Source organism: Desulfoluna sp. (assembly GCF_030145185.1).
Taxonomy (GTDB): domain Bacteria; phylum Desulfobacterota; class Desulfobacteria; order Desulfobacterales; family Desulfolunaceae; genus Desulfoluna.
Genome location: NZ_JAQYWB010000017.1, coordinates 44,076 through 64,747 on the forward strand (window position 1 = coordinate 44,076; position 20,672 = coordinate 64,747).

The 20,672-nt window shown below is 57.0% G+C and carries 19 protein-coding genes and 1 tRNA gene; 10 read left to right on the forward strand and 10 right to left on the reverse strand.

Annotated elements, in window-relative coordinates:
• Positions 1-103 precede the first annotated feature (103 nt).
• The 4 genes from ftsH (at position 104) to Q1Q75_RS07280 (ending at position 4,914) form a co-directional block, all read left to right on the forward strand.
• Positions 104-1,999: an ATP-dependent zinc metalloprotease FtsH gene (gene ftsH, locus Q1Q75_RS07265; RefSeq protein ID WP_300668706.1), complete on the forward strand. Its 1,896-nt coding sequence runs from the start codon at positions 104-106 to the stop codon at positions 1,997-1,999.
• A gap of 94 nt (positions 2,000-2,093) precedes the next feature.
• Complete coding sequence (gene folP, locus Q1Q75_RS07270) at positions 2,094-2,954, forward strand: dihydropteroate synthase (RefSeq protein WP_300668707.1); 861 nt, start codon at positions 2,094-2,096, stop codon at positions 2,952-2,954.
• Positions 2,955-3,040: 86 nt separating this feature from the next.
• Positions 3,041-3,973 carry a CdaR family protein gene (locus tag Q1Q75_RS07275; protein ID WP_300668709.1) on the forward strand — a complete coding sequence of 311 codons (933 nt, stop codon included), beginning with the start codon at positions 3,041-3,043 and terminating at the stop codon, positions 3,971-3,973.
• 173 nt (positions 3,974-4,146) lie between these two features.
• Positions 4,147-4,914 (forward strand): type III pantothenate kinase, encoded by a 768-nt coding sequence (locus Q1Q75_RS07280; RefSeq protein ID WP_300668710.1) that lies wholly within the window; start codon positions 4,147-4,149, stop codon positions 4,912-4,914.
• Positions 4,915-5,074: 160 nt separating this feature from the next.
• Here the strand turns inward: Q1Q75_RS07280 and Q1Q75_RS07285 are convergent, their stop codons facing one another.
• The 5 genes from Q1Q75_RS07285 to Q1Q75_RS07305 all read right to left on the reverse strand — a co-directional run bounded on the left by Q1Q75_RS07285 (position 5,075) and on the right by Q1Q75_RS07305 (position 8,580).
• Positions 5,075-5,242, reverse strand: coding sequence for a hypothetical protein (locus Q1Q75_RS07285; RefSeq protein WP_300668712.1), 168 nt, complete (start codon positions 5,240-5,242; stop codon positions 5,075-5,077).
• 4 nt (positions 5,243-5,246) lie between these two features.
• Complete coding sequence (locus tag Q1Q75_RS07290; RefSeq protein WP_300668713.1) at positions 5,247-5,915, reverse strand: zinc-ribbon domain-containing protein; 669 nt, start codon at positions 5,913-5,915, stop codon at positions 5,247-5,249.
• A gap of 19 nt (positions 5,916-5,934) precedes the next feature.
• Positions 5,935-7,104 (reverse strand): type IV pilus twitching motility protein PilT, encoded by a 1,170-nt coding sequence (locus tag Q1Q75_RS07295; RefSeq protein ID WP_300668714.1) that lies wholly within the window; start codon positions 7,102-7,104, stop codon positions 5,935-5,937.
• A 10-nt stretch (positions 7,105-7,114) separates the two neighbouring features.
• Positions 7,115-8,197: a type IV pilus twitching motility protein PilT gene (locus tag Q1Q75_RS07300; protein WP_300668715.1), complete on the reverse strand. Its 1,083-nt coding sequence runs from the start codon at positions 8,195-8,197 to the stop codon at positions 7,115-7,117.
• Between the two features lie 86 nt (positions 8,198-8,283).
• Positions 8,284-8,580 (reverse strand): YggT family protein, encoded by a 297-nt coding sequence (locus Q1Q75_RS07305; RefSeq protein ID WP_300668717.1) that lies wholly within the window; start codon positions 8,578-8,580, stop codon positions 8,284-8,286.
• A gap of 231 nt (positions 8,581-8,811) precedes the next feature.
• Between Q1Q75_RS07305 and proC the strand changes: the two genes are divergently transcribed.
• From proC to Q1Q75_RS07335, 6 genes are all read left to right on the forward strand, one after another.
• Positions 8,812-9,675 (forward strand): pyrroline-5-carboxylate reductase, encoded by an 864-nt coding sequence (proC, locus tag Q1Q75_RS07310; protein ID WP_300668719.1) that lies wholly within the window; start codon positions 8,812-8,814, stop codon positions 9,673-9,675.
• Positions 9,676-9,977: 302 nt separating this feature from the next.
• The gene (locus tag Q1Q75_RS07315; RefSeq protein ID WP_300668721.1) at positions 9,978-11,411 is read left to right on the forward strand and encodes a hypothetical protein; all 1,434 of its coding nucleotides are present in this window, start codon (positions 9,978-9,980) and stop codon (positions 11,409-11,411) included.
• A 155-nt stretch (positions 11,412-11,566) separates the two neighbouring features.
• On the forward strand, positions 11,567-12,493 hold the full coding sequence (locus Q1Q75_RS07320; protein ID WP_300668723.1) for an alpha/beta hydrolase: 927 nt from the start codon (positions 11,567-11,569) through the stop codon (positions 12,491-12,493).
• A gap of 39 nt (positions 12,494-12,532) precedes the next feature.
• The gene (locus Q1Q75_RS07325; protein WP_300668725.1) at positions 12,533-13,288 is read left to right on the forward strand and encodes an alpha/beta fold hydrolase; all 756 of its coding nucleotides are present in this window, start codon (positions 12,533-12,535) and stop codon (positions 13,286-13,288) included.
• A 140-nt stretch (positions 13,289-13,428) separates the two neighbouring features.
• A complete protein-coding gene (locus Q1Q75_RS07330; RefSeq protein WP_300668727.1) occupies positions 13,429-14,424 on the forward strand; it encodes an HDOD domain-containing protein in 996 nt (331 codons plus the stop codon).
• A gap of 246 nt (positions 14,425-14,670) precedes the next feature.
• Positions 14,671-14,746, forward strand: a tRNA-Ala gene (locus Q1Q75_RS07335).
• 65 nt (positions 14,747-14,811) lie between these two features.
• Here Q1Q75_RS07335 and Q1Q75_RS07340 read toward each other — a convergent pair.
• From Q1Q75_RS07340 to Q1Q75_RS07360, 5 genes are read right to left on the reverse strand one after another with little or no spacing between them, the layout of a single operon-like run.
• On the reverse strand, positions 14,812-15,978 hold the full coding sequence (locus Q1Q75_RS07340) for an ABC transporter permease (RefSeq protein ID WP_300668728.1): 1,167 nt from the start codon (positions 15,976-15,978) through the stop codon (positions 14,812-14,814).
• Positions 15,975-17,165 carry an ABC transporter permease gene (locus tag Q1Q75_RS07345; RefSeq protein ID WP_300668730.1) on the reverse strand — a complete coding sequence of 397 codons (1,191 nt, stop codon included), beginning with the start codon at positions 17,163-17,165 and terminating at the stop codon, positions 15,975-15,977. The genes Q1Q75_RS07340 and Q1Q75_RS07345 overlap by 4 nt, the downstream gene beginning before the upstream one ends.
• Position 17,166: 1 nt before the next feature.
• Positions 17,167-18,153, reverse strand: coding sequence for an efflux RND transporter periplasmic adaptor subunit (locus Q1Q75_RS07350; protein WP_300668732.1), 987 nt, complete (start codon positions 18,151-18,153; stop codon positions 17,167-17,169).
• Positions 18,153-19,586 (reverse strand): TolC family protein, encoded by a 1,434-nt coding sequence (locus Q1Q75_RS07355; RefSeq protein ID WP_300668734.1) that lies wholly within the window; start codon positions 19,584-19,586, stop codon positions 18,153-18,155. The genes Q1Q75_RS07350 and Q1Q75_RS07355 overlap by 1 nt, the downstream gene beginning before the upstream one ends.
• Complete coding sequence (locus Q1Q75_RS07360; protein ID WP_300668735.1) at positions 19,586-20,170, reverse strand: TetR/AcrR family transcriptional regulator; 585 nt, start codon at positions 20,168-20,170, stop codon at positions 19,586-19,588. The genes Q1Q75_RS07355 and Q1Q75_RS07360 overlap by 1 nt, the downstream gene beginning before the upstream one ends.
• Between the last annotated feature and the right edge of the window lie 502 nt (positions 20,171-20,672).

Here is a 20,672-nt window from a genome sequence, read left to right on the forward strand (position 1 = left end):
TGGATTATGCCTTGCCTAAATTGCAATGATGATTAATATGATGGTAACCCTGCGCTGAATTCAGGGATGAACCGATGACGAAAGATCATGGAGGACCCATTTCTTGAACCCATTTTATAAAAATCTCTCTCTCTGGCTGGTAATCATTCTGATGATGATCATGTTGTACAACATCTTCAATCAGAATCAGCCCGGAGGCCAGACCGTCCCGTACTCTGAATTTATTGCCCAGGTCGAGGGCGGGAACGTGACCCGAGTCACCATTCAAAATCAAGACCTTTTGGTCACAGCGAGCAACAACACCTCCTACAAGGTGTTTGCTCCCGACGACCTCCAGCTCATCCCCACCCTGCGGGACAAGGGCGTCATGATTGAAGCCAAACCACCGGCGGAAGCACACTGGCTGGTCTCGATTGTCGCCTCCTGGCTGCCCATGATCATTCTCATCGGAATCTGGATCTTCTTTATGAAGCAGATGCAGGGCGGAGCCGGCGGCAAAGCCATGAGCTTCGGCAAAAGCAAAGCCCGCCTCCTCTCCGAAGACCGTGAGCGGATCACCTTCCGTGACGTGGCCGGCATTGAAGAAGCCAAAGAGGAACTGACCGAGGTGGTTGATTTCCTCCGCAACCCCAAAAAATTCACCCGACTCGGGGGTCGAATCCCCAAGGGTGTTCTCCTTGTGGGCCCTCCGGGTACCGGTAAAACCCTTCTGGCCCGTTCCGTGGCCGGAGAAGCAGAGGTCCCCTTCTTCACCATCAGCGGCTCTGACTTTGTGGAGATGTTCGTAGGTGTCGGGGCCTCCAGGGTTCGAGATCTCTTCGCCCAGGCCAAAAAAAATGCGCCCTGCATCATCTTTATCGATGAGATCGACGCCGTGGGCCGCCAGCGCGGTGCCGGCCTCGGCGGGGGACACGACGAGCGGGAACAGACCTTAAACCAGCTCCTCGTGGAGATGGACGGCTTTGAAAGCAACGAAGGGGTCATCCTCATCTCCGCCACCAACCGCCCCGACGTCCTTGACCCGGCCCTTCTGAGGCCGGGCCGTTTTGACCGCCAGGTGGTCGTGGATCTGCCCGACATCAACGGTCGAAAACAGATTCTCGAAGTCCATATGCGAAAAACCCCTCTGGATGACGATGTCCATGCCCTGAACCTGGCCAAAGGGACCCCCGGCTTTTCCGGTGCGGACCTTGAAAACATGGTCAACGAAGCGGCCCTGCTGGCCGCCAAACGCGATCAGGAGAAACTGCGTATGGTGGACTTTGAAGACGCCAAAGACAAGGTGTACATGGGCCTTGAACGCAAATCCAAGGTGATCAGGGAAGAGGACCGAAAAACCACGGCCTACCACGAAGCGGGCCATGCCCTGGTGGCGCGGCTCCTCCCCGGTACCGACGCGGTAAACAAGGTCACCATCATCCCCAGAGGCCGAGCCGCCGGGGTGACCTGGTTCCTCCCGGAAGAGCGGGACTTCAAATACAAAGACCAGCTCGTCAGCGAACTCTCTGTGGCCTACGGTGGGCGTGTGGCGGAAGAGCTCATCTTCAACCGCATCAGCACCGGTGCCTCCAACGACATCAAACAGGCCACCGGCCTGGCCAACAAAATGGTCCGCGACTGGGGCATGAGTGATATGGGACCCCTCTCTTATTCAAACACGGAGGATCACGTCTTCCTCGGTCGAGAGATTGCCCAGCACAAAGACTACTCCGAGCATACCGCCCGGCGCATAGATGAAGAGGTCACAAATTTCATCACCTCCAGCTATGCCAAGGCCAAAGAGGTTCTGACTGAAAATCTCGATGTGCTCCACGCCCTCTCCGAACTGCTCCTGGACAAAGAGACCATCATGGGCAAAGAGCTCGATGATCTCATCTACACCATGCGTCCCGGAATCGTTCTCCTCTCCAACCGCCTCGACACCGGCGACGAGTCCGAGACCCCCGAAGAGGTGATCCTGGAGTCTGACACCAAAGACGAACCTGAAGAGACGGTTTAGTTCGATGCTTATTCCACGTCACGGGGCGCCTTTCGCCCCGTGACACCCCCTGCCCTGTACTTCCCCCCCCACGGGGCGAAAGGACCCTCCGCGTATGACTTCCTTCGACATCTCCTGGAAAAATCACCACCTCACCCTCGGCCACCGTACCTGTATCATGGGTATCCTGAACGTCACCCCGGACTCCTTTTCTGACGGCGGAAAATTCTTTAACGCACAGCACGCCATCAACCGAGCCCGCCAAATGGTGGAAGAGGGGGCCGACATCATCGACATCGGGGGGGAGTCCTCACGCCCCAATGCCAAATCGGTCAGCGTTGAAGAAGAGATCAGGCGCGTGGTGCCCGTGGTCAAAGAGCTCGTGAAACACATCAACGTGCCCATCAGCGTGGACACCGTCAAATCCGAGGTGGCAAGACTCGCCCTTGAAGCCGGTGCGGCCATCATCAACGACATCACAGCCCTGACCGGAGACCCGGAGATGGCCAAAGTCGTCGCCGATTTCGATGTGCCCGTGGTTCTCATGCACATGAAGGGCGCTCCCAGCACCATGCAGGCCAACCCTTCTTACGAAGACCCCGTCGGGGAGGTCACCGCCTACCTGATCGAATCCATCAAGAACGCTGAGGCCGCAGGCATTGCCCGGGAAAAAATCATCGTGGATCCAGGCATCGGTTTCGGTAAAACCGTCGGTCACAATTACACCCTGATGAAACACCTGAAGAATCTGGAAGGGCTTGGGGTCCCCATTCTCATGGGAACCTCACGAAAATCCTTCATTCGCAAAATCCTTGAGGAGGGAGGTCACGCGGCCACCCTGGAGGAGCTTGAGCTCGGCACACAGGCCACGGTCTCCGCGTCCATCCTGGGTGGCGCCCACATTGTCCGTGTCCATGACGTCAAATCGACGGCCACCACCGTCCGCATCATGGACGCCATCGTAACGGCTCGATAGCCCCACAGCGGGTCCGTCCTCTCTTTATGGCAGCCCCGCTTCATCTCGAGACCATCGCACGCACCCGCTGATCCATGGAGTCAATGGTGACACCTGAGGAAAAAAATGAACGGAGATATCTGCCCCGGCTCGTCCTGGGGGGCCTTGCCCTTCTTGCCCTGGTTTTCCTTGGGACCCTCGTCCTGCCACAGCTCCGGAGAATCGAACAGACTCTGGTCTCCCCCATTGAGGTGACCGGGGTCCCCGAAGGCTATGTGGTGGTCAGGCAATCCAAAACCCAGGCCAAAATACGCCTCACCGGTTCTCCCGCCGACCTCAACCGTTCCGACCTGTTCAGGCTCCAGGTGAATCTGCCCGAACACCCCGACATGGATGGAGCCTACCCACTCGTCGCAAGCCTTTCGAGCCCCTCTGCCATTCAAATCCTCGAGATCACCCCACCCAACATTGAGATCCACCTTGCGAAGATGGCCAGGCGAAATGTCCCGGTCCGGGTCCGGCTGGAAGGAGAGCCCGCCCCTGGATTCCGCCTGGGAGCCATCACGGTGGTTCCCGCTTTGACCCTAGTCTCCGGCCCCTTAGAGACCGTTCAAAAAATAAAGGTCATCGAGACCACGCCCCTGTCGGTCACCGGGGCCACCGCGCCAATCAAACGGGTGGTCTCCGCTGAAAAACCCAACCAAACCTCTCTCACCTATGCCCCAGAGCTGTTTACCGTGCTCATTCAGGTGGAAGAGATCCCCACCACCCTCCGCCTCAAAGGGGTCCCCGTAACCCCCGGCCTCAACGAACCACGAGAGGTGTCTGTCATCCCCGAGACGGTAGACATTGATGTTACGGGTCCTTCCCGACTGGTCGAGGCCCTGCGAACGGGCCAGGGCGTCACCGCCGTCATCGACACCCAGAGCCTTAAAACCGGCATTTTTGTCCGCCGGGCCGCCATCACCCTCCCCGAAGGGGTGAACCTCATCGGAGCCACCCCCGAACTCTTCACCGTGACCATTCCCCCAAGCTCCTGACCTTCCTCTTCTCCCGGCTCAGAACTGTTGCCCAGCCCTGTAAAATGAAGTAGGATGGCCGGGTTTTATAAACCCGGCAGGCAGGCCTCTTCACCTTCAATGACATGAAGCAGGTGGGGGAACAACCGGCAGCATGCCCCAAGGGGCCATCAGGCCACACAGATGAGGAGATTATGGTACTGGTTATCGATGTGGGAAACACCAACACGGTGATGGGACTTTTCAAGGGAAAAAAACTGATCCATGACTGGCGGATCCGGTCCCAGAAAAATATGACGGAAGATGAATTCAACCTGCTGGTGAATGGTCTCTTCAAAGAACGGGAGATCGACCCAAAAAGCATCAAAAAAACAGTCATCTCCAGCGTCGTCCCTCGCGTAAAAAACATCCTGCAGACCTTCTGCACCAAGTACCTTGGCCATGCCCCCATCTGGGTGGACGCTGAAACCACCAAAGACCTGATGCCGGTGCTCTATCGCAACCCGGCCGAGGTGGGTGCCGACCGCATCGTCAACGCCATCGCCGCCTATGAAAAATATGGCTGCGCCATCATCGCCATCGACTTCGGCACGGCCACGACCTTTGATATCATCTCGGCAAAGGGAGAATATCTGGGCGGGGCCATCGCCCCTGGCGTGATGATCGCCTCTGAAGCCCTTTTCGCCAACGCCTCCAAACTCCCCCGCGTAGAGATCTGCTCTCCACCGGAACGGGTCATCGGCCTCGACACCGCCGAAAGCATGAAATCCGGCATTATTTTCGGGTACGCAGGGCTCGTGGACGGCATGGTTGCCCGCATCAAGTCCGAGATGGGATGCAAACCCAAAGTCATCGCCACCGGCGGACTCGCCACCCTGATCAGCCACGTCTCCTCTACCATCGAGTCCGTGGAACCCGAGCTGACACTGGAAGGCCTTCAGATCATCAGCGAAAGGCTCTGAGGCGCATAAAAAAGGCCTCTGGCAATCCCGCCGGGGGCTTCCCTTTTAAAGGATTTCACAACCACAGCCCCTCCAGACAAAAAAAAGCCGCCCCTAAAGATTTCTCTTTAAGGAGCGGCTTCTGCTTCTCTACGTTTCACCGAGGAGACCCGACAGGGCCTCAATCCATCCCCATCGCCTTCTCCAACTCAGCAATCTCTTTTTCGATCACCGTCTTTTCTTCAGAGGTAAGGCTCCCCTGTGCCAGATGCTTCCTCAGGCCCAAAAGCACCATCTCTTCACGATAATCACCACAGGTATAAGGCGTTCCCGGTTTTCGTGTTGCCATATCCCTACCTCACGTACTCATTGTAAATCCTGTAAAAAAGAACATTTTCACGCGTCCCTCTTTGAAGAATCGTGTCAATTTTATCAATATCCTTGTTGTTAACGACAATATTCACGCTCTTATGAAAGGCCACCATCTCGTCTCGGGTCCGATGCGTCTCCGACATCAAAAATACCGTCATTTTTCTTCGGATCACCATGGGCTGACGGTTCAGGTAAATCAACACCCCATTGACCTCTGGATTTTTGGTATCAAACATCATGTCAAGGACCACCACATCGTAGCTGTGGTACCTCATATTTTTCAAGGCGTCCCGTGTGTCCTTTACCTGGGTCACGCTGTACTCCAACAAATCCAGAGCGATGCGTACCTTCTCGCGCCTTCCGGCATCTGTCACGCAGATGATGGCCGTGAGGCCCTCCTCCTCGATAAAATCAAAGGGACGCTCATCGTCGTTGTAATTGTCGGTCTCTTTTTCATCAAAACTGATGGAGGGTTTCCGGTCGTCGTCTTCTTCAAAGCCCATGCTGGTACTAATCGAAGCCCCACCGCGAGGCCCCACCGAGAGCTTATTCCCACAGCGGGGACAGCTGAGGGACAAGGTGCAATCTTCCGGCACTTTCTCATCGGGAAAGTTAAATTTTCCGCTGCAGTTTTCACACGTGATGTTCATAATCGCCTCCCGAAACGCCTCACTTCATTTTATCTTTGTACCCATGATCAATCTCAAGGGAGTCGATGTCAGTGGTTTTCTCACCCCGGGCGCTCTTCACGGAGTCAATGCCCCGTCCCACCACCGCCTTATGGCTGGAGAAAACCATGGCCGTTTCCTGGGTAATGAGCCCCTGTTCATAAAGTTGGACGATATAATTGTCGAAGGTGGACATCCCAAAATGCTTGCCCTGCTCCATGACGTCATCGTAGGTCTTCCCATCGGACTCTCCGTGGAGGATCATATCCTTGACGCGAAGACTGGTCCCTAACATCTCAAAGGCCGCCACACGTCCCCCGCCCACCTTGGGCAGCAAACGCTGGCAGATAATCCATCGCACAGAATCGGCAAGGCGAAGGCGCAGCTGCCTCTCTTCATCCGATTCAAACATCCCTAGGATACGGTTGATGGTCGCTCCGGCGCTGTTGGTGTGCAGGGTGGTGAGAACAAGGTGCCCCGTTTCCGCAGCCCTTAGCCCGATCTCCACCGTCTCTTTGTCTCGCATCTCCCCGACGAGGACCACCTTGGGGGCCTGGCGCAACGCAGCGCGAAGACCGCTGGCAAAGTTCTCGAAGTCGCTGCCCAGCTCCCTCTGGTTGAAGGTGGCCATTTTATGGGCGTGCTGATATTCGATGGGGTCTTCGAGGGTGATGACGTGGACGGGACGCGTGGCGTTGATCTCTGAAAGAACCGCAGCCAGAGAGGTCGTTTTACCGGTCCCGGTGGCGCCTGTAACAAAGACGATGCCGTTTAACAGCTTGGGAACCTCGTAGAAGGCCTTGGGAAGATTCAGCTCTTTGATAGACGGAACCGTTGTTTCCAAACGCCTTAAAACAATCGAATAGTTGCCGGACTGAGAAAAAATATTAATTCTGAAACGAGCCTTGCCCGGAAGGCTGTAAGAGAGGTCACAGGAACCGGTTCGAATAAGCGCCTCGCTCAGACGACGATCCTGGCCAATGAGATTCATGGCGATCTGTTCCGTCTGAAAAGGGGTAAGCTCCTTGATATCGGGCTCCACATCCACCTTGAGCAACTTGCCCGAACTCTCCACCTGGAGGGGGCGCCCCACGGTCAGATTGAGATCCGACACGTTGTTGTGAGAATCAAGCATCCGTGAGAGGAAGTAATCCAACTCCTGTTTTCTCATATTCTACCCTTTACGCATCCGTGAAATCATCCGGCGTTCCTGAAAGAAGCGGCCTGAACCTCTGCTTGTCATACGCCTTGCTGTAGGCCTCTTCGGGACTGACCATCCCTTTATTATAAAGTTCCATGATGGAATCGTCCAACAAAAGCATTCCATATTTCTGCCCCACCTGAATGGCCGAAGGAATCTGATGGGTCTTGCCCTCCCGAATCAGGTTCCGTATGGCTGGCGTGGCGATCATAATCTCTAAGGCCGCACAACGGCCTTTGCGGTCAATGCGTTTAAAAAGCGTCTGGGCGACCACCGCCCGAATACTGTCGGACAAAGTGGAACGCACCTGCGCCTGCTGGTTGGCGGGGAAGACCTCCACCAAACGATCCACGGTTTTCGGCGCGCTGGAGGTGTGAAGGGTGCCCAGGACAAGGTGACCCGTGGAGGCCGCTTCGATGGCAAGGCTGATGGTTTCCAGGTCCCTTAATTCGCCCACGAGGATAATATCGGGGTCTTCCCTCAAGGCGCCCCGCAAGGCGGCACTGAAACTCTGGGTATGGTTCCCCACCTCACGGTGGTTCACAAGACAGCCTTTGCTCTGATGAACAAATTCAATGGGATCTTCGATGGTGATAATGTGGTCCTGCCGCATGCGGTTGGCCACATCAATGATGGCGGCCAGAGTCGTGGACTTGCCGCTGCCCGTCGGACCGGTCACCAGCACCAGCCCCCGGGGGAGGGTGGCCAGGCGGGAAATCACCTGCGGAAGCCCCAACTGCTCGGCACTCATGATCTGGCTGGGAATCTCCCGGAAAACGGCGCCGACCCCATTTCTCTGCATGAAAAAGTTGGCCCTGTACCTTGCCAGGCCTGGAATTTCATAACCGAAATCTATGTCGCCCGTCTCTTCAAACACCTTGATTTTACCCTCGGGTGCGATCTCATAGATCATCCCCTTCAGGGTGTTGTTGTCCAGCACTTTGTATTTGACCCGCTCAATTTCGCCGTTAATTCGAAGGACGGGAGGCTGACCGGCCGCAAGGTGCAAGTCGGAAGCCCCCTGGTCGTGCATCAGCTTAAAGAACGCATCGATCTTTGCCATGGATAATTACTCCTGATCGTTTCAGATCCGCATCATACCGAAAGGGGCACCGTCTTGGCAGGCGGCCCCAAGGTGACATGGGTTCACTACATCATCGTTCGTGCAATGTGATAAAGGGAATCCACCACAAAAATTTTCAAAAAATAGACCGCCGCGATCACTGCCAGAGGAGAGAGATCGATGCCGCCCATATAAGGAATTTTTGAACGTACGCGATACAGCACCGGCTCGGTTGCATTATGGATAAAACGGACAATGGGATTGTAAGGATCCGGGCTGACCCATGACAGAACGGCACGGGCAATCACGACGATCAGATAAAGGCTCAGGGCCATGTCAAGGACCACGGCCATCGCTTTGATAAAGTTAGCTAATATAAACATTTCTAATTAAAAATACCTTTCCAAAAAGCCTCAAACAAGAGAAGACCCCTCAAGGGGGCCACGCGAATAGATATTCTGATAAAAATATGTTATATACCGGCGATAAGTCAAGATATTTTGTCCGAAAATACCGAGCTTCACCGCTGCATTGCGCCCCATGAAGCACCGGTTTTTCCTTGGGATTCTCATCCATCCCCCACCCAAAAGTCCCCTCTTTTAAGGAGCCGTTCCATGAGCGCATCAGATATCCGCATTGGCTTTATCGGAGCAGGAAACATGGCCGAGGCCATGGCGGGAGCCCTGATCTCCTCTGGAAAAGTACAGAGCAGGCAGCTCACCCTCTGCGATATCCGAAAAGACCGACTCACCTATCTCGAAACCCAATACAACGTCCACACCGCAGACTCAGCCGCTGAAACCTTTGAGAAAGCCACCACCGTCATCCTGGCTGTCAAGCCCCAGGGCATGGCCCCCCTCTTGAAAGAACTGAGCGAAAAAGGCCTCAACAACACCCAGGAACGCAAACAGATCATCACCATTGCCGCAGGACTTCCCCTCTCCTTTTACGAAGAGATCCTCTATGCGGGAATCACCGACCAGTGCGCCGCACGCCTGCCGATCCTACGCGTCATGCCCAACACCCCCGCCCTCGTCCTTGCCGGGATGTCGGGACTCTGCGGCAACCGGCACACAACACCGGACGACATGGATCTCGCCGAAGCCATCCTCTCTTCCATGGGAGAGGTCCTGCGGGTTGCCGAAGGCCAGATGGATGCCGTCACCGCCGTCTCCGGGTCCGGGCCCGCCTACTTCTTCTACGTGGTGGAGGCCATGGTCAACACGGCCAAAGAGATGGGATTTGAAAACGATGACGCCAAACAGCTCGCCCTTGCGACCATCCACGGAGCCGCCAAGTTGCTTCTTTCCAGCAACGAAGAGCCTGAAGCCCTCCGTCGAAAGGTCACCTCACCGGGAGGCACCACCGAAGCGGCCATCAACGAGATGATCGCCCAAAACGTGGCCGAAGGGATCCGGGAAGGCATGCTCGCAGCGGCCCGCCGATCCCGAGAGCTGAAAGATGCCCTCGTAAAGTAAAGGACGGAGCCCCCCCTACTCTATAAAGCTCTTTTCATCCATCGTACCGAGGCATCCTCCGGTCTAAGCCGGGGAGGCCTCGGCGGTGCCTTCTCCCATCCCTTAAAACCAAAAACACCGCCCAGAGAGAACCCGGCGAGACGCGATTCACCCCGCATCACCAAGCCTCTCCTTGATTTTCCACAGGGATAACGCGGCTCTTTGTTGCCAAATCGTCCCGCACTCTATATGATCCCCGGACCAAATCAAACCTGTTCACACGCCTTTCTTATTGTTTTAAAAGGAACTCCGGGAGATCGAGCATGGGATTCAAAGTGGCTGTCATCGCCGTTTATGCCGCCGTCATCGCCTTTGTCGGCATCATCAACCTCAAAAGAAGCAGCTCCTTCGGGGACTTTTTCCTCGGCGGACGGGCCATCGGCCCGTGGATGAGCGCCTTTACCTATGCCACCTCTTACTTCTCCGCCGTGCTCTTCATCGGCTTTGCCGGAAAAATTGGGTGGGGCTTTGGCTACTCCGGACTCTGGATCGCCTTGGGAAACGCCTTTATCGGGGTTCTGGCGGTCTGGTATTTTATGGGAAGCCGCATCCGCAGCATGACCGAAGAACTGTGCGTCCACACCATGCCCGAATTTTTCGAAGTGCGCTACCAGAGCCCAGCCTTCAAGCTCCTCTCCTCCTGCGCCGTCTTCGTCTTTTTCATCCCTTACACCTCGGCGGTGTTTATGGGCTTGAGTTACCTTTTTCAGTCTAACTTTGGCCTGCCCTACACCCTGGCCCTGACGCTCATGGGTGGATTTACCGCCCTTTACATGAGCATGGGCGGGTACCGGGCCATGGCCTCCCTGGACGTGCTTTTCGGGATCATAATGATCGCCGGGGTCTTGACCCTTCTCGTGTTCACCCTCAAGGCCGGTGGCGGCTTCTCACACCTCACCGCCTCCCTGACCGCTGTGGACCCCAAGCTCACCGCACCGGTGGGGCCTCCGGGCGCCTGGCCCCTCTTCTGCCTGATTTTTTTAACCAGCGCGGCCCCTTTCTGCATGCCCCAGCTGGTACAGAAATTCTACGCCATCCGGGATGATCGCGCCATCAAGGTGGGCATGGTTGCCTCGACCTTTTTCGCACTTCTGATCGGTGGGATCGCCTACTTCACCGGCGCCACGGCCCGCGTCTTCCTCACCCCGGGAAACACCCCTGGAGCCTTTCATAACGGAAAACCTCTCTTCGATGCCCTGATGCCCGAGCTCCTGGCCAACGTGATCCCGGACTCCCTGTCGGTTCTCATGCTGCTGCTCGTCCTCTCCGCCTCCATGAGCACCCTGGCGGCCCTGGTGCTGATCTCAAGCTCCTCCCTGGTCAAAGACATCTATCAAGGCTTCATTAACAAAGACGCCTCCGAAAAAAGCCTTACCCGATTCATGCGCGGCGCCAGCATCTTCTTTGTGGTCATCTCGGTGGCCCTGGCCTGGATGCGCCCCGCCACCATCGTGGCTATCCTCGGCATCTCATGGGGCGCCATCGGCTCGCTCTTCCTCGGCCCCTTCGTCTGGGGGCTCTTTGTTAAGGGGCACCCCGTCCACGGTAGAGGCGCCATGGCCTCGGCCCTTTTATCCCTTACCCTCTGTCTCGGCCTCTACGCCACCGGCACCCCCTCACCGGAAGCCGGAACGATTGGCATGCTCTGCTCCCTGGCCTCCACCCCCCTGATGGGCATGATTCTCCCTGAAAAATAATAAAAGCGTGCCTCCGGCAAACCCGCCGGAGGCCGCATTTCTCATCCCCATTCCTTCTTTACCTCCCCCCGCACGCATGGTATGACGGACAATAACCCTTCTCAAGCGGACCCTCAATCCCCCATGATCCTTCACTTTTCACCTCAGGAGGCGCCATGATCGAGACCTTCTCCCCCTTTGCCGTCAAAGACGACACCCTTTTTCTCACTCACTGGTACCCGGAAGACAAACCGCTCGCCGCCACCGTGGTCATCGCCCATGGTATGGCAGAACACACGGGCCGATACAGGGAATTTGCCGAGCGCCTGACAGAAAATGGCTTTTCCGTCTTCGCCACCGACCACAGAGGCCACGGGCGAAGCGTTCCCGAAGGAGGGACCTTCGGCCATTTCAGTGACAAAGGAGGATGGGACCTGGCCGTCGCCGACCTGGGCGCCGTGGTCTCCCATGCCGCAGCATCCCATCCGGGTCTGCCCATTTTTATCTATGGACACTCCATGGGTTCCTTTCTGGCCAGAGATCTCATCGCGAACCCCACACCGCCCCTTGCCGGGGCAGTGATCAGCGGCACCGCAACCCTGCCCGCCTTTGTGGCGGCCACGGGAAAACTTCTGGCCGGTCTCCACGCAAAAATTTCAGGCCCCCGTGCCCCGAGCCTGTTCATGGACCACTTCAGCTTCGGCGCCTACAACCTCTGCTTTTTTCCCGCACGGACCCCCTTTGACTGGCTCTGCAGCGCCCCGGAACGTGTGGACAGCTACATAGAGGACCCGCTCTGCGGTTACATCTCGACAGCCGCCCTTTTCAGAGACATGAACGAAGCCCTCCTCCGCATCGGGCAGAGGTCTCACATCGAAAAAGCCCCCGCGGACCTGCCGATCCTGCTTCTGGCAGGTAGAAAAGACCCCGTCGGCATGATGGGACGTTCGGCCTCAAGCCTTGCCGCCCGATACCTTGCCGCGGGCATCCGGGATGTCGAAGCCATCCTGTACGAGGGCGCCCGCCACGAACTCTTCGGTGAACCCGTAAAAGAGACCGTCTACACCGACATCATTGACTGGATGAAGCACAGGCTCTCCTGAGAACCCTTCGTCCCTCCCCCCCCACAAAAAGGAGTCGCCATGATCACATCACGCATCAACGGGTTTGGTTTTCTTGCCGGCCAGGCGCAGCCCGACCCAAAACAAAAAAATCTTCTCTTCATCCATGGCGCCGGCCAAAACAGCCATTTCTGGAGCCATCAGGTGAAGGGCCTGGCCCCCCACGTCAACACCTTTGCCCTGGACCTTCCCGGCCACCATCGAAGTGATGGCCCCCTGCACACAACGGTCCCCGACATGGCCCAAGCCGTCCTTAACTTCATGGATGCCGCCGGGCTCCCCTCCGTCATCCCCTGCGGCCTCAGCATGGGAGGAGCCATCGTCCTTCAATTGCTCCTGGATCACCCAACCCGGTTTCCCGAAGCCATCCTTGCCAATACCGGGGCGCGACTGAGGGTCCTGCCTGACATTCTCGAGGCCGTTCAAACGAACTACCCGGCCTATCTCAAAGCCATGTTTCACTTTGCCATCCCCCCGGCCAAGCGAACACCGAGGGTCGAAGACATCCTTTCTGCCGCCACAGAAAAAAACAATGATCCGGCCCTCGCCGACTTGAAAGCCTGTGATATCTTTGATGTCATGCCTCGTCTTTCCGAAATTCAAAGCCGGGTCCTTGTCATAACAGCAGAAAAAGATATCTCAACACCTCTAAAGTACGGACGCCTTTTAAGCGATAAGATAGTCAACGCTTCTCTAATTATGATTCAAGGGTGTGGCCACTTCTCTCCCATTGAATCACCCGAAGAGTTTAACGAAAAAATAGTGGCTTTTTTTTGATGGCAACCTAAAAGGCAGGCCAGACAGCCTGGCAAGCGATTGTGCTGCCCCACCGCCCCCCAGTTATGGGGGACAAAAGTGGGGACCTCGAGCCTTTTCGACGTCATCATTTTTTTGATCAGTTTGGAGTGTTCGAGTCAATGAAAGTCACATGCAGCGGATGCGGTAAAAGCTATAACGTGGATGATTCAAAAATCCCCGAAGGGCGTCGAATCGAAACCCCCTGCCCGGGATGCAAGACCCCCATCGTGGTGGAAAAGGGTGCGACAGCAGCCCCCAGCGGTCTGCCCATGCAAGGGGATGCCCTGCTTAAAAAAATCGTTAAAGAATCGAAGGCCCTGCCTCCCATGCCTGAAGTCATGGGGCGCGCCATCGCCGTCTTAAGCGACGAGACCTGCGGTTTCAATGAAATAGGCGAGGTGATCAAAACCGACCAGGCCCTGGCCACCCGCGTCCTGAAAATTGCGAACTCCGCTTACTACAGTCTAAGCGTTCCTGTCTCTACGGTGAAGCAGGCTGCCGCCATTATGGGCTGCCAGGCCATCGCCGATCTGATCACCGTGGTCAGCACCTCGAAAATGCTGGGAAAAAATCTGACCGGTTACCGGCTCTCCTCACACGATATATGGGGACACAGCCTCGCCTGTGCCTACACCTCACGCCTCATCGCCGAGGCGAAGGCCCCCACCCTTGCCAATGACGCCTTCAACGCCGGGTTGATTCACGACTCTGGCCTCCTCATGCTCGACCCCTTTATCAGCATGATCAAGCCGGCCTTTAACGAAGCGATGAAGGAGAGCAGCGCCACCTTCTGTGACGCCGAAAAAAAACTCTTCGGCTTCACCCACGCGGAAGTCGCAGGTCTCTTCTTCCAAAAATGGAACCTACCCAGGATCCAGACCGAAGCGATCCGCCTCCAGCACACCCCCGAGGAGGGCAACAGCCCCCTGGCCCACATCATTCATGTGGCGGACATCATCGCCATGCGGATCATGGGAAGCCCCGACCCCACAGGCGCCCACAGCCGCATCAACCCCCACGCGGTTCAGGAACTCAGCCTCACCCCCGAAGAAATGGAAGAGATCGGCGCCAAAGCCAAGCTGGCGGTGGACTCCGTCACCCAATCGCTGTCCTGATCGCCGATTCCTCGCCGATGGAAAAAACAGCCGTCCCATGAAAAAAAATACATCTCGCTCTCCTGCCGCCCAACCTGCCGGGAGAGCGAGAGATTTGACCGGCCCTCTCTTTTGCGCCAGGGCAAAGGATGCGTCCTTTGAAAATTTCCAATTGACAGACCCACCCCGTTTTCCTTATGTAAGGGCCACGGAACGCAACACAGCTTGTGATCCCATCCCACGAAGGTTTTTCCTTCATCCGATTTTGGGGCTGTAGCTCAGCTGGGAGAGCGCATGACTGGCAGTCATGAGGTCAGGGGTTCGATCCCCCTCAGCTCCACCACAATTAAAAAACCCGACTGATTTATCAGTCGGGTTTTTTATTTTATCCCCTTCGGTCGCTTCTTATCAGGAGGTTTCCATCTCTTCAGACTGTCCATTCTTATAAAAAATCAACGTCGCCAACACAAAATAGACCAGGCACAACCCAGCCAGAACCTGCACATCCAGCAAAACATCCCCCAGGGTGGATCCCATCGTGGCGATGCGCATAAAGCCATCAATCCCGGCGGTTCCGGGAATCGCCAGAGAGAGGACCCGCAGCAGGGAAGGGATGGACTCCACCGGCCAGGAAATCCCGGAGAGGAAGACCATCGGAAGCGAGGTAAAGAGCAGCATGAACAGGCTGTTCTCTCTGTGCTGGAAACAGGCAGACAGGGCCAACGCCAAAAGAATCACCGCGGTCAAAAACACCCCCATGAAAATCATCATGTCAAAGACCGCCCCCCGTTCGACAAAGTCGTAGAAACGGTGCAGGACGCCAAAATAGAACAGGGCGTGAATGCTGTAGAGCAGCAGATACGCGGCGACCTTGGCAGAGACCATGGACACGGCACCTGACAGCCCCGGGGAAGCCACAAACCAGGATCGATCCCCGGCCTCCCGTCGTCCTCCGGCCACCATGCCCACGCCGAGAAAAAGGGTCTGATGGAGAATCAGGATAAAGACCATGGGGACGATATAGGTTCCATAGCCGCCCGAGGGGTTAAAAAGCTGGGTCACCTGCAACGGCAGGGGGTCCATGGCCGCCATGGCCGCCCCCTCGCTCATGCCTTTTGCGCGGAACCGCTTGATCTCGATCCCGGCGGCCAGGGTCCTCACCGTGGTAAGAAGCCCGGTGGTCACCTGACGGTAGGTAAAAAAGCAGGTGGCATCAATCCACACGGAAAGCTCCACCTTCCCCCCCTTCAGCACCCTTTTCTCAAAATCGCCGGGGATAAGCAGAATCGCCTGCACCTCCCCCTTCTCGCAAAGGCTTTTCGCCTCATCAAAGGAGAGGGCCCGCCGGGTCACCCGGGACCGATCCCCGGCATCCACCATGCGAATCAGCTGGCGGGAGAGGCTGGTCTGATCCTGATCCACCACGACCACCGGCACATTGTTCTGCACCTCCGGAGAGTACGGGTAAGGGTAAAAAAAAGCATAAATAAACACAGAACCAAACAAAACCAGCCGGCAGCTGGTATCCCCCAGAGCCAGTCTCAGCTCCTGGGCAATCAATCGAAACCAGTTCATGCCACCCCTCCTGCCGTGGTCAATGCCACATTCTTCGCAGACAACCGGAAGGTAAGCCGGCACCAGGCCACACCGCCGCAGAGAACCACAATCCAGACAAGCGCCCCCAAGGTGCCCAGGGACTGTGCGGGAGCAAGCCCCCTCACCGTCTGTTCATTAATCAGCCGCACCACATACGTCAGGGGCAGCACATCGTGCCAGAGGCGAGCCGCCAGGGGCATGGCCGCGCTGGGAAAGGTCACCCCGGCAAAGACAAAGGAGGAGCTGGCATAAAAACTCGTAAAGCTGGCCGCCTGGGCCATCTCCCCGGTAAAGGCCACAAAAAGAAGAGCCACCGACTGACACGCCATGACATAAAGCGGCATACCGACCATCAGCGCCCTTGGGTCCTGGGGCTTCGGCAAATCCATCGAGCCGAAAAAGAGCACCAGAATGCCCCACCCCATCAGGGTAAACCAGAGGGTATGGGGCAGCAGCTTGCCCAGAAGCGCTAGGTGAATGTTCCCCCCCGCTGCCTCAAGCCAGGAGTCCACGCGCTGCCGTTTAATCTCCCCCCCCACGGCCCAGACCGTGGCACACATGATAAATATTTTCATCAGAAACGGGCAGAGGGATGAATGAAGAAACCAGCGATAATCGAGGTGGGGGTTAAACAGAACCTTGCGGTTGATGTGAATGCCGCTCGTCCGCTCCCGGGATCGGGTTTCGGGCACGCCCTGGGCCTGTGTCACCCGAAGCTTCATGCCCGTCGACGCCGCGGAATAGACCTCACTCATGGACCGCGTCAACAGCCCTGCGGCGAGCATCAGCTGGTTGTTGAGATAAAACCGTGAGGCCGGAGCCCCACCGGCCAGAAGGGTCCGCTCCATGTGTTCGGGAAGAACGAGAAGCCCGTAAGCGGTTCCGGATAAAATCGCCTGCCGGCCAGCGGCAAGATCCGGCACCGGCATCACCGACATATCCGGGGTGGCCTCCACCATCCGAACGATGGAGCGAGAAAGCCCAGACCGGTCCATATCGCACACAGCCACCGGAAGATTTTCCGGGCTCCCCTGATAAAAAAGGGCGGTAAACAGCCCGATGCCAATGAGAGGAATAAACAAAAGCATCAGGCGCATCAGCCTTCCGGAGACCATGGCGGAGACTTCGCGCGCCATCACCCGTAATAAACTCTTCGCACCATCCATGTCAGCTTCCCATATCCCAGCGTACCACGGCGCTCATGCCGGGACGCAGTCCATCCACCCCCCCTTCAGGCACGGCGCGCACCTCGAAGGTCTTCATGTCAAAATCCCCCGTGGCCTTGGTGGAGTGCCAGGTGGCAAAGGCCCCCAGGGCGGCGATGTGATTCACCGTCAACGCCACCTCCCGGTCTCCTAAGGCTGGAATCCGTGCATGCAGGGTGCTTCCCATCCGAATCTTTGCCAGAAGATCCTCACGTAAATTAAAGGTCACCCAGACATCGGAGAGATCCACCAGCGTCACCACGGGGCATCCGGTGGCGGCCAACTCACCGGGATCCACCACGATGTCCGACACCTCGGCAGCACGAGGGGCCTGAAGGCGGGTCTCACTTTCAAAGGCCTCCACCTCGGCAAGGGCTCCTGCGGCCTTATTCATAAGGGCTTGTGCCGTCTCCTTGTCCTCTTGGCGCGCCCCTTTTTCTGCCATCTCATACGCGGCACGGGCCGCCTCGGCGGTCTGACGGGCCACCTCCATGCGGGCCACCGCCTCATCAAGTTTCTGAGCAGGAAGGACTCCATCCGCATTCAATGTTTCCACGCGAGCGTGGGTCTTGCGGGCCAGCTCCAGCCCCGCCTCTGCTTTGTTCCAAAGGTTTCGCGATGCCCGAACCTCCTCGACCCGCGCGCCGAAATTGGCCTTGTCCCGCTGGGCCGTCGCCCCTTTAACCGCCGCTTCGGCCTGGCTGAGCTTGGCCCGAATCTCAGGGCTGTCAATCACAAACAGGGGCTGGCCCTTGACCACCTGCTCTCCCCGGGTGACCAGCACCTCGGAGACCCGGCCGGGCAACTTGGAGGCCACATCAATCCGAGTGGCGTCCACTTCCCCCTGGACCACCAGAGGCGCTGGCTTCATAGCCAGAAGAGACGCCGCAGAGCCGACAATACCAAGCCCCACCAAAACCATCATTACCGTTGTGTATTTTTTCTTCATCAGAAGGTCACCTCCTGTTCCTTGTCGTTGCGATAGGTATTAAATTCCGTGGCCAACCCGGCCGTCTCCAAAAGACGGGCAAGGGCCACGTCATAGCCGTAGGCAGCCATCAGCTGCTTAATCTCCACCCCGGAGAGGGTGAGCCGTGCGTCCACCACATCAAGCGATGTGGCGTAGCCCTCTTCAAAGGCACGGGTCTGCACCCGCACCGCCTCCTCGGCCAGGGCGCGGGAGGTCTTCAAAGCATCGTGCTGCTCCACCTGCCCCACCACCTCGTGGTAGAGCTTCTCCGTTAAGGTCGCGATATCTTTTTTCGCCTGGGTGGAAAGATGATCCACCCGAGACCTCTGCATGCGGGCCGACCGAAGCCGGTTCACCGAGGAGAACCCCTCGAACAGATTCATCTCCATGCCCACGCCGGCCGCCCACTCGGGTTCCAGCATGGTGAGATCGTCGGTCACCAGCTCCTGGCTGGCAAAAAGATAGACCTTGGGAAGAAAGGCTCCCTTCTCCGCTTTCACACCGGCCCGGGCCTGCACGCCCTTTTCATCAATGCGCCGCAGCACCGGGTTCAAGCGAAGGGCTGCCGAGATAAAATAGTCCATGGGCTCAAGCTCCCGCGTCAGAAAAAGTGGGGAAACCGGGGTGATCGCTTCGTGATCCCCCTCCTCCACCGCCAACAGGTTGGCCAGAGCCGTCTCGGCGATGGCCTGATCCCGCACGGCCCGTTTCAACAGACGATGGGCCTCAGCCCGGGCCACCTCGGCATGCAGGCTCTCCGAACGGGAGATCATCCCCTGGGTCTCCAGCTGCCGGGCCTCAGACACATGCTGCTCCATCCCCTGAAAATAAGAGGTGCGAACCTCCACCACCTTTTTAGCAAAGCGAAGGCCGTAGTAGCGCGTCACCATGTCCCGCATCAACTGATTGCCCGTCTCCCGAAGCTGAGCCCCCGCTTCCTGGACCCTGGAGGCTGCTGCCTCATTGGCCGCCTGAATCCGCCCGCCGGCATACAGGGGCAGGGAGGCGGTGACGCGGCCCTTGACGAAGGTGTCGTCCTGGACCTCCATGGTGAACTCGGGCAAATACGCCAGTCGAGGGTCTCCAGGACTGCCCGAGATGGGATTGGGCCCGTGGAGAAAGCCCATGGCGTCCTTGATACTCGACAAGTCGATCTCAATGGGCTCATCGATGCGCGTCCAGCGCATGGAGGCCTCCACCTTGGGCAGGTGAAGCCCGAAGGCCGCCTCTTTCTCATACTCTGTGGCCGCTTTGGCCTCCCGGGCCGCGGCCAGGGTGTCGTTACCCGCTTCCATGCGGGCAAGCGCAGCATCTAAAGTAAGCTCTCTGGCCAGGGCGACCCCGCCGCCCAGGCTCATCATGAGACAAAGCGCTGCGGCAACGCCTAAATATCGATTGATTCTTTTTTTCATTACACCAGCACTCCCCGTCGAATCATCGCCTTAATGTGGGTCCTGAGGGCGGCCCCGTCCACGGCGAGGGTCCCCATGACCTGGCCGTAAAGAGATTTCCGGATGCCCCCCAAAATGAAATCACAGGTGACATTGGCCGGAATATGGGGATTAAACACTCCGGTGGCCTGTCCCTCTTCTATGATGGCGGAAAAGGCCCCCAGAAACTCATGGTAATAAAGGGAAAAGCTGACCTCTTTGTTTTTCATGAAATTATTGAATTCGTTAACAAAAACAATAATGAGGTTGCGGTCCCCGGTCAAGACGTCAAAGACCAGATCGATGGCTCCTTCCAGCTTTTCCTGGGGGGAGAGGTCTTTCCGCTCGGAAAGAGGCACCAGCCCGGCCCAGTCCTTTTTCCAGAGCATCTCAAAAATGCGATCCAGAATATGATCCTTGTCGCTGTAATAGGTGTAGAGACTGCCGGCACTCACCCCGGCCACTTCAGCGATCTTGGCCATCTTGGCCTTGTGAAACCCGTACTCACTGATCACCTGAATGGCGGCCTTGTGAATGGCGCGTTCCTTGTCAATACTGACTGCCACGTTTTCATCTCCAAAGGGTTGGGTATCGAGACCCGGTCGGTCTTTCAAATCCTCCGGCCCGGCCTCACAGATAGCGCCATTTTGAACGGTTATTCATTCACCAGAAACCTCGGAGCCCCCCATTCCCTGAGTAGGAACCCCCATGAAGTCGCCCCGGCAAAGCCCAATCAAAAGGCTCTATGCGCGTATTATCAAGATAAAATTTCCAGCACTCTGCCCCCTTTCCCCGACCAGGCCAGTGGGACACGCCGCGGAAGAGGCCAGTGCCTCGGTCCGCAAAAAATGAATACTGAATCACGGTTCAAAAATAAGAGCAACCCCCGGTTTTGTAAAGAGATGAACACGGTTTTGATTGCAATAAAAGGGTCCCCCACGGGGTCAAAAATATGTCAAAGAGGTCTATCCCAGAAACTATTTCCCTTAAAAATTCAAAAAAATCAGCAACAAAGCATGAACCAGGCAGCCCGTCCCGCCTTCACCCCCCTTGATAAAAAAAAAGGTT

What these genes read in the sequence shown, in the direction of transcription:
- folP (WP_300668707.1), top strand. Translation starts at nt 2,094, where the DNA reads ATGACTTCCTTCGACATCTCCTGGAAAAATCACCACCTCACCCTCGGC.
- Q1Q75_RS07280 (WP_300668710.1), top strand. Translation starts at nt 4,147, where the DNA reads ATGGTACTGGTTATCGATGTGGGAAACACCAACACGGTGATGGGACTT.
- Q1Q75_RS07285 (WP_300668712.1), bottom strand. Translation starts at nt 5,242, where the DNA reads ATGGCAACACGAAAACCGGGAACGCCTTATACCTGTGGTGATTATCGT.
- Q1Q75_RS07290 (WP_300668713.1), bottom strand. Translation starts at nt 5,915, where the DNA reads ATGAACATCACGTGTGAAAACTGCAGCGGAAAATTTAACTTTCCCGAT.
- Q1Q75_RS07295 (WP_300668714.1), bottom strand. Translation starts at nt 7,104, where the DNA reads ATGAGAAAACAGGAGTTGGATTACTTCCTCTCACGGATGCTTGATTCT.
- Q1Q75_RS07300 (WP_300668715.1), bottom strand. Translation starts at nt 8,197, where the DNA reads ATGGCAAAGATCGATGCGTTCTTTAAGCTGATGCACGACCAGGGGGCT.
- Q1Q75_RS07305 (WP_300668717.1), bottom strand. Translation starts at nt 8,580, where the DNA reads ATGTTTATATTAGCTAACTTTATCAAAGCGATGGCCGTGGTCCTTGAC.
- proC (WP_300668719.1), top strand. Translation starts at nt 8,812, where the DNA reads ATGAGCGCATCAGATATCCGCATTGGCTTTATCGGAGCAGGAAACATG.
- Q1Q75_RS07315 (WP_300668721.1), top strand. Translation starts at nt 9,978, where the DNA reads ATGGGATTCAAAGTGGCTGTCATCGCCGTTTATGCCGCCGTCATCGCC.
- Q1Q75_RS07320 (WP_300668723.1), top strand. Translation starts at nt 11,567, where the DNA reads ATGATCGAGACCTTCTCCCCCTTTGCCGTCAAAGACGACACCCTTTTT.
- Q1Q75_RS07325 (WP_300668725.1), top strand. Translation starts at nt 12,533, where the DNA reads ATGATCACATCACGCATCAACGGGTTTGGTTTTCTTGCCGGCCAGGCG.
- Q1Q75_RS07330 (WP_300668727.1), top strand. Translation starts at nt 13,429, where the DNA reads ATGAAAGTCACATGCAGCGGATGCGGTAAAAGCTATAACGTGGATGAT.
- Q1Q75_RS07340 (WP_300668728.1), bottom strand. Translation starts at nt 15,978, where the DNA reads ATGAACTGGTTTCGATTGATTGCCCAGGAGCTGAGACTGGCTCTGGGG.
- Q1Q75_RS07345 (WP_300668730.1), bottom strand. Translation starts at nt 17,165, where the DNA reads ATGGATGGTGCGAAGAGTTTATTACGGGTGATGGCGCGCGAAGTCTCC.
- Q1Q75_RS07350 (WP_300668732.1), bottom strand. Translation starts at nt 18,153, where the DNA reads ATGAAGAAAAAATACACAACGGTAATGATGGTTTTGGTGGGGCTTGGT.
- Q1Q75_RS07355 (WP_300668734.1), bottom strand. Translation starts at nt 19,586, where the DNA reads ATGAAAAAAAGAATCAATCGATATTTAGGCGTTGCCGCAGCGCTTTGT.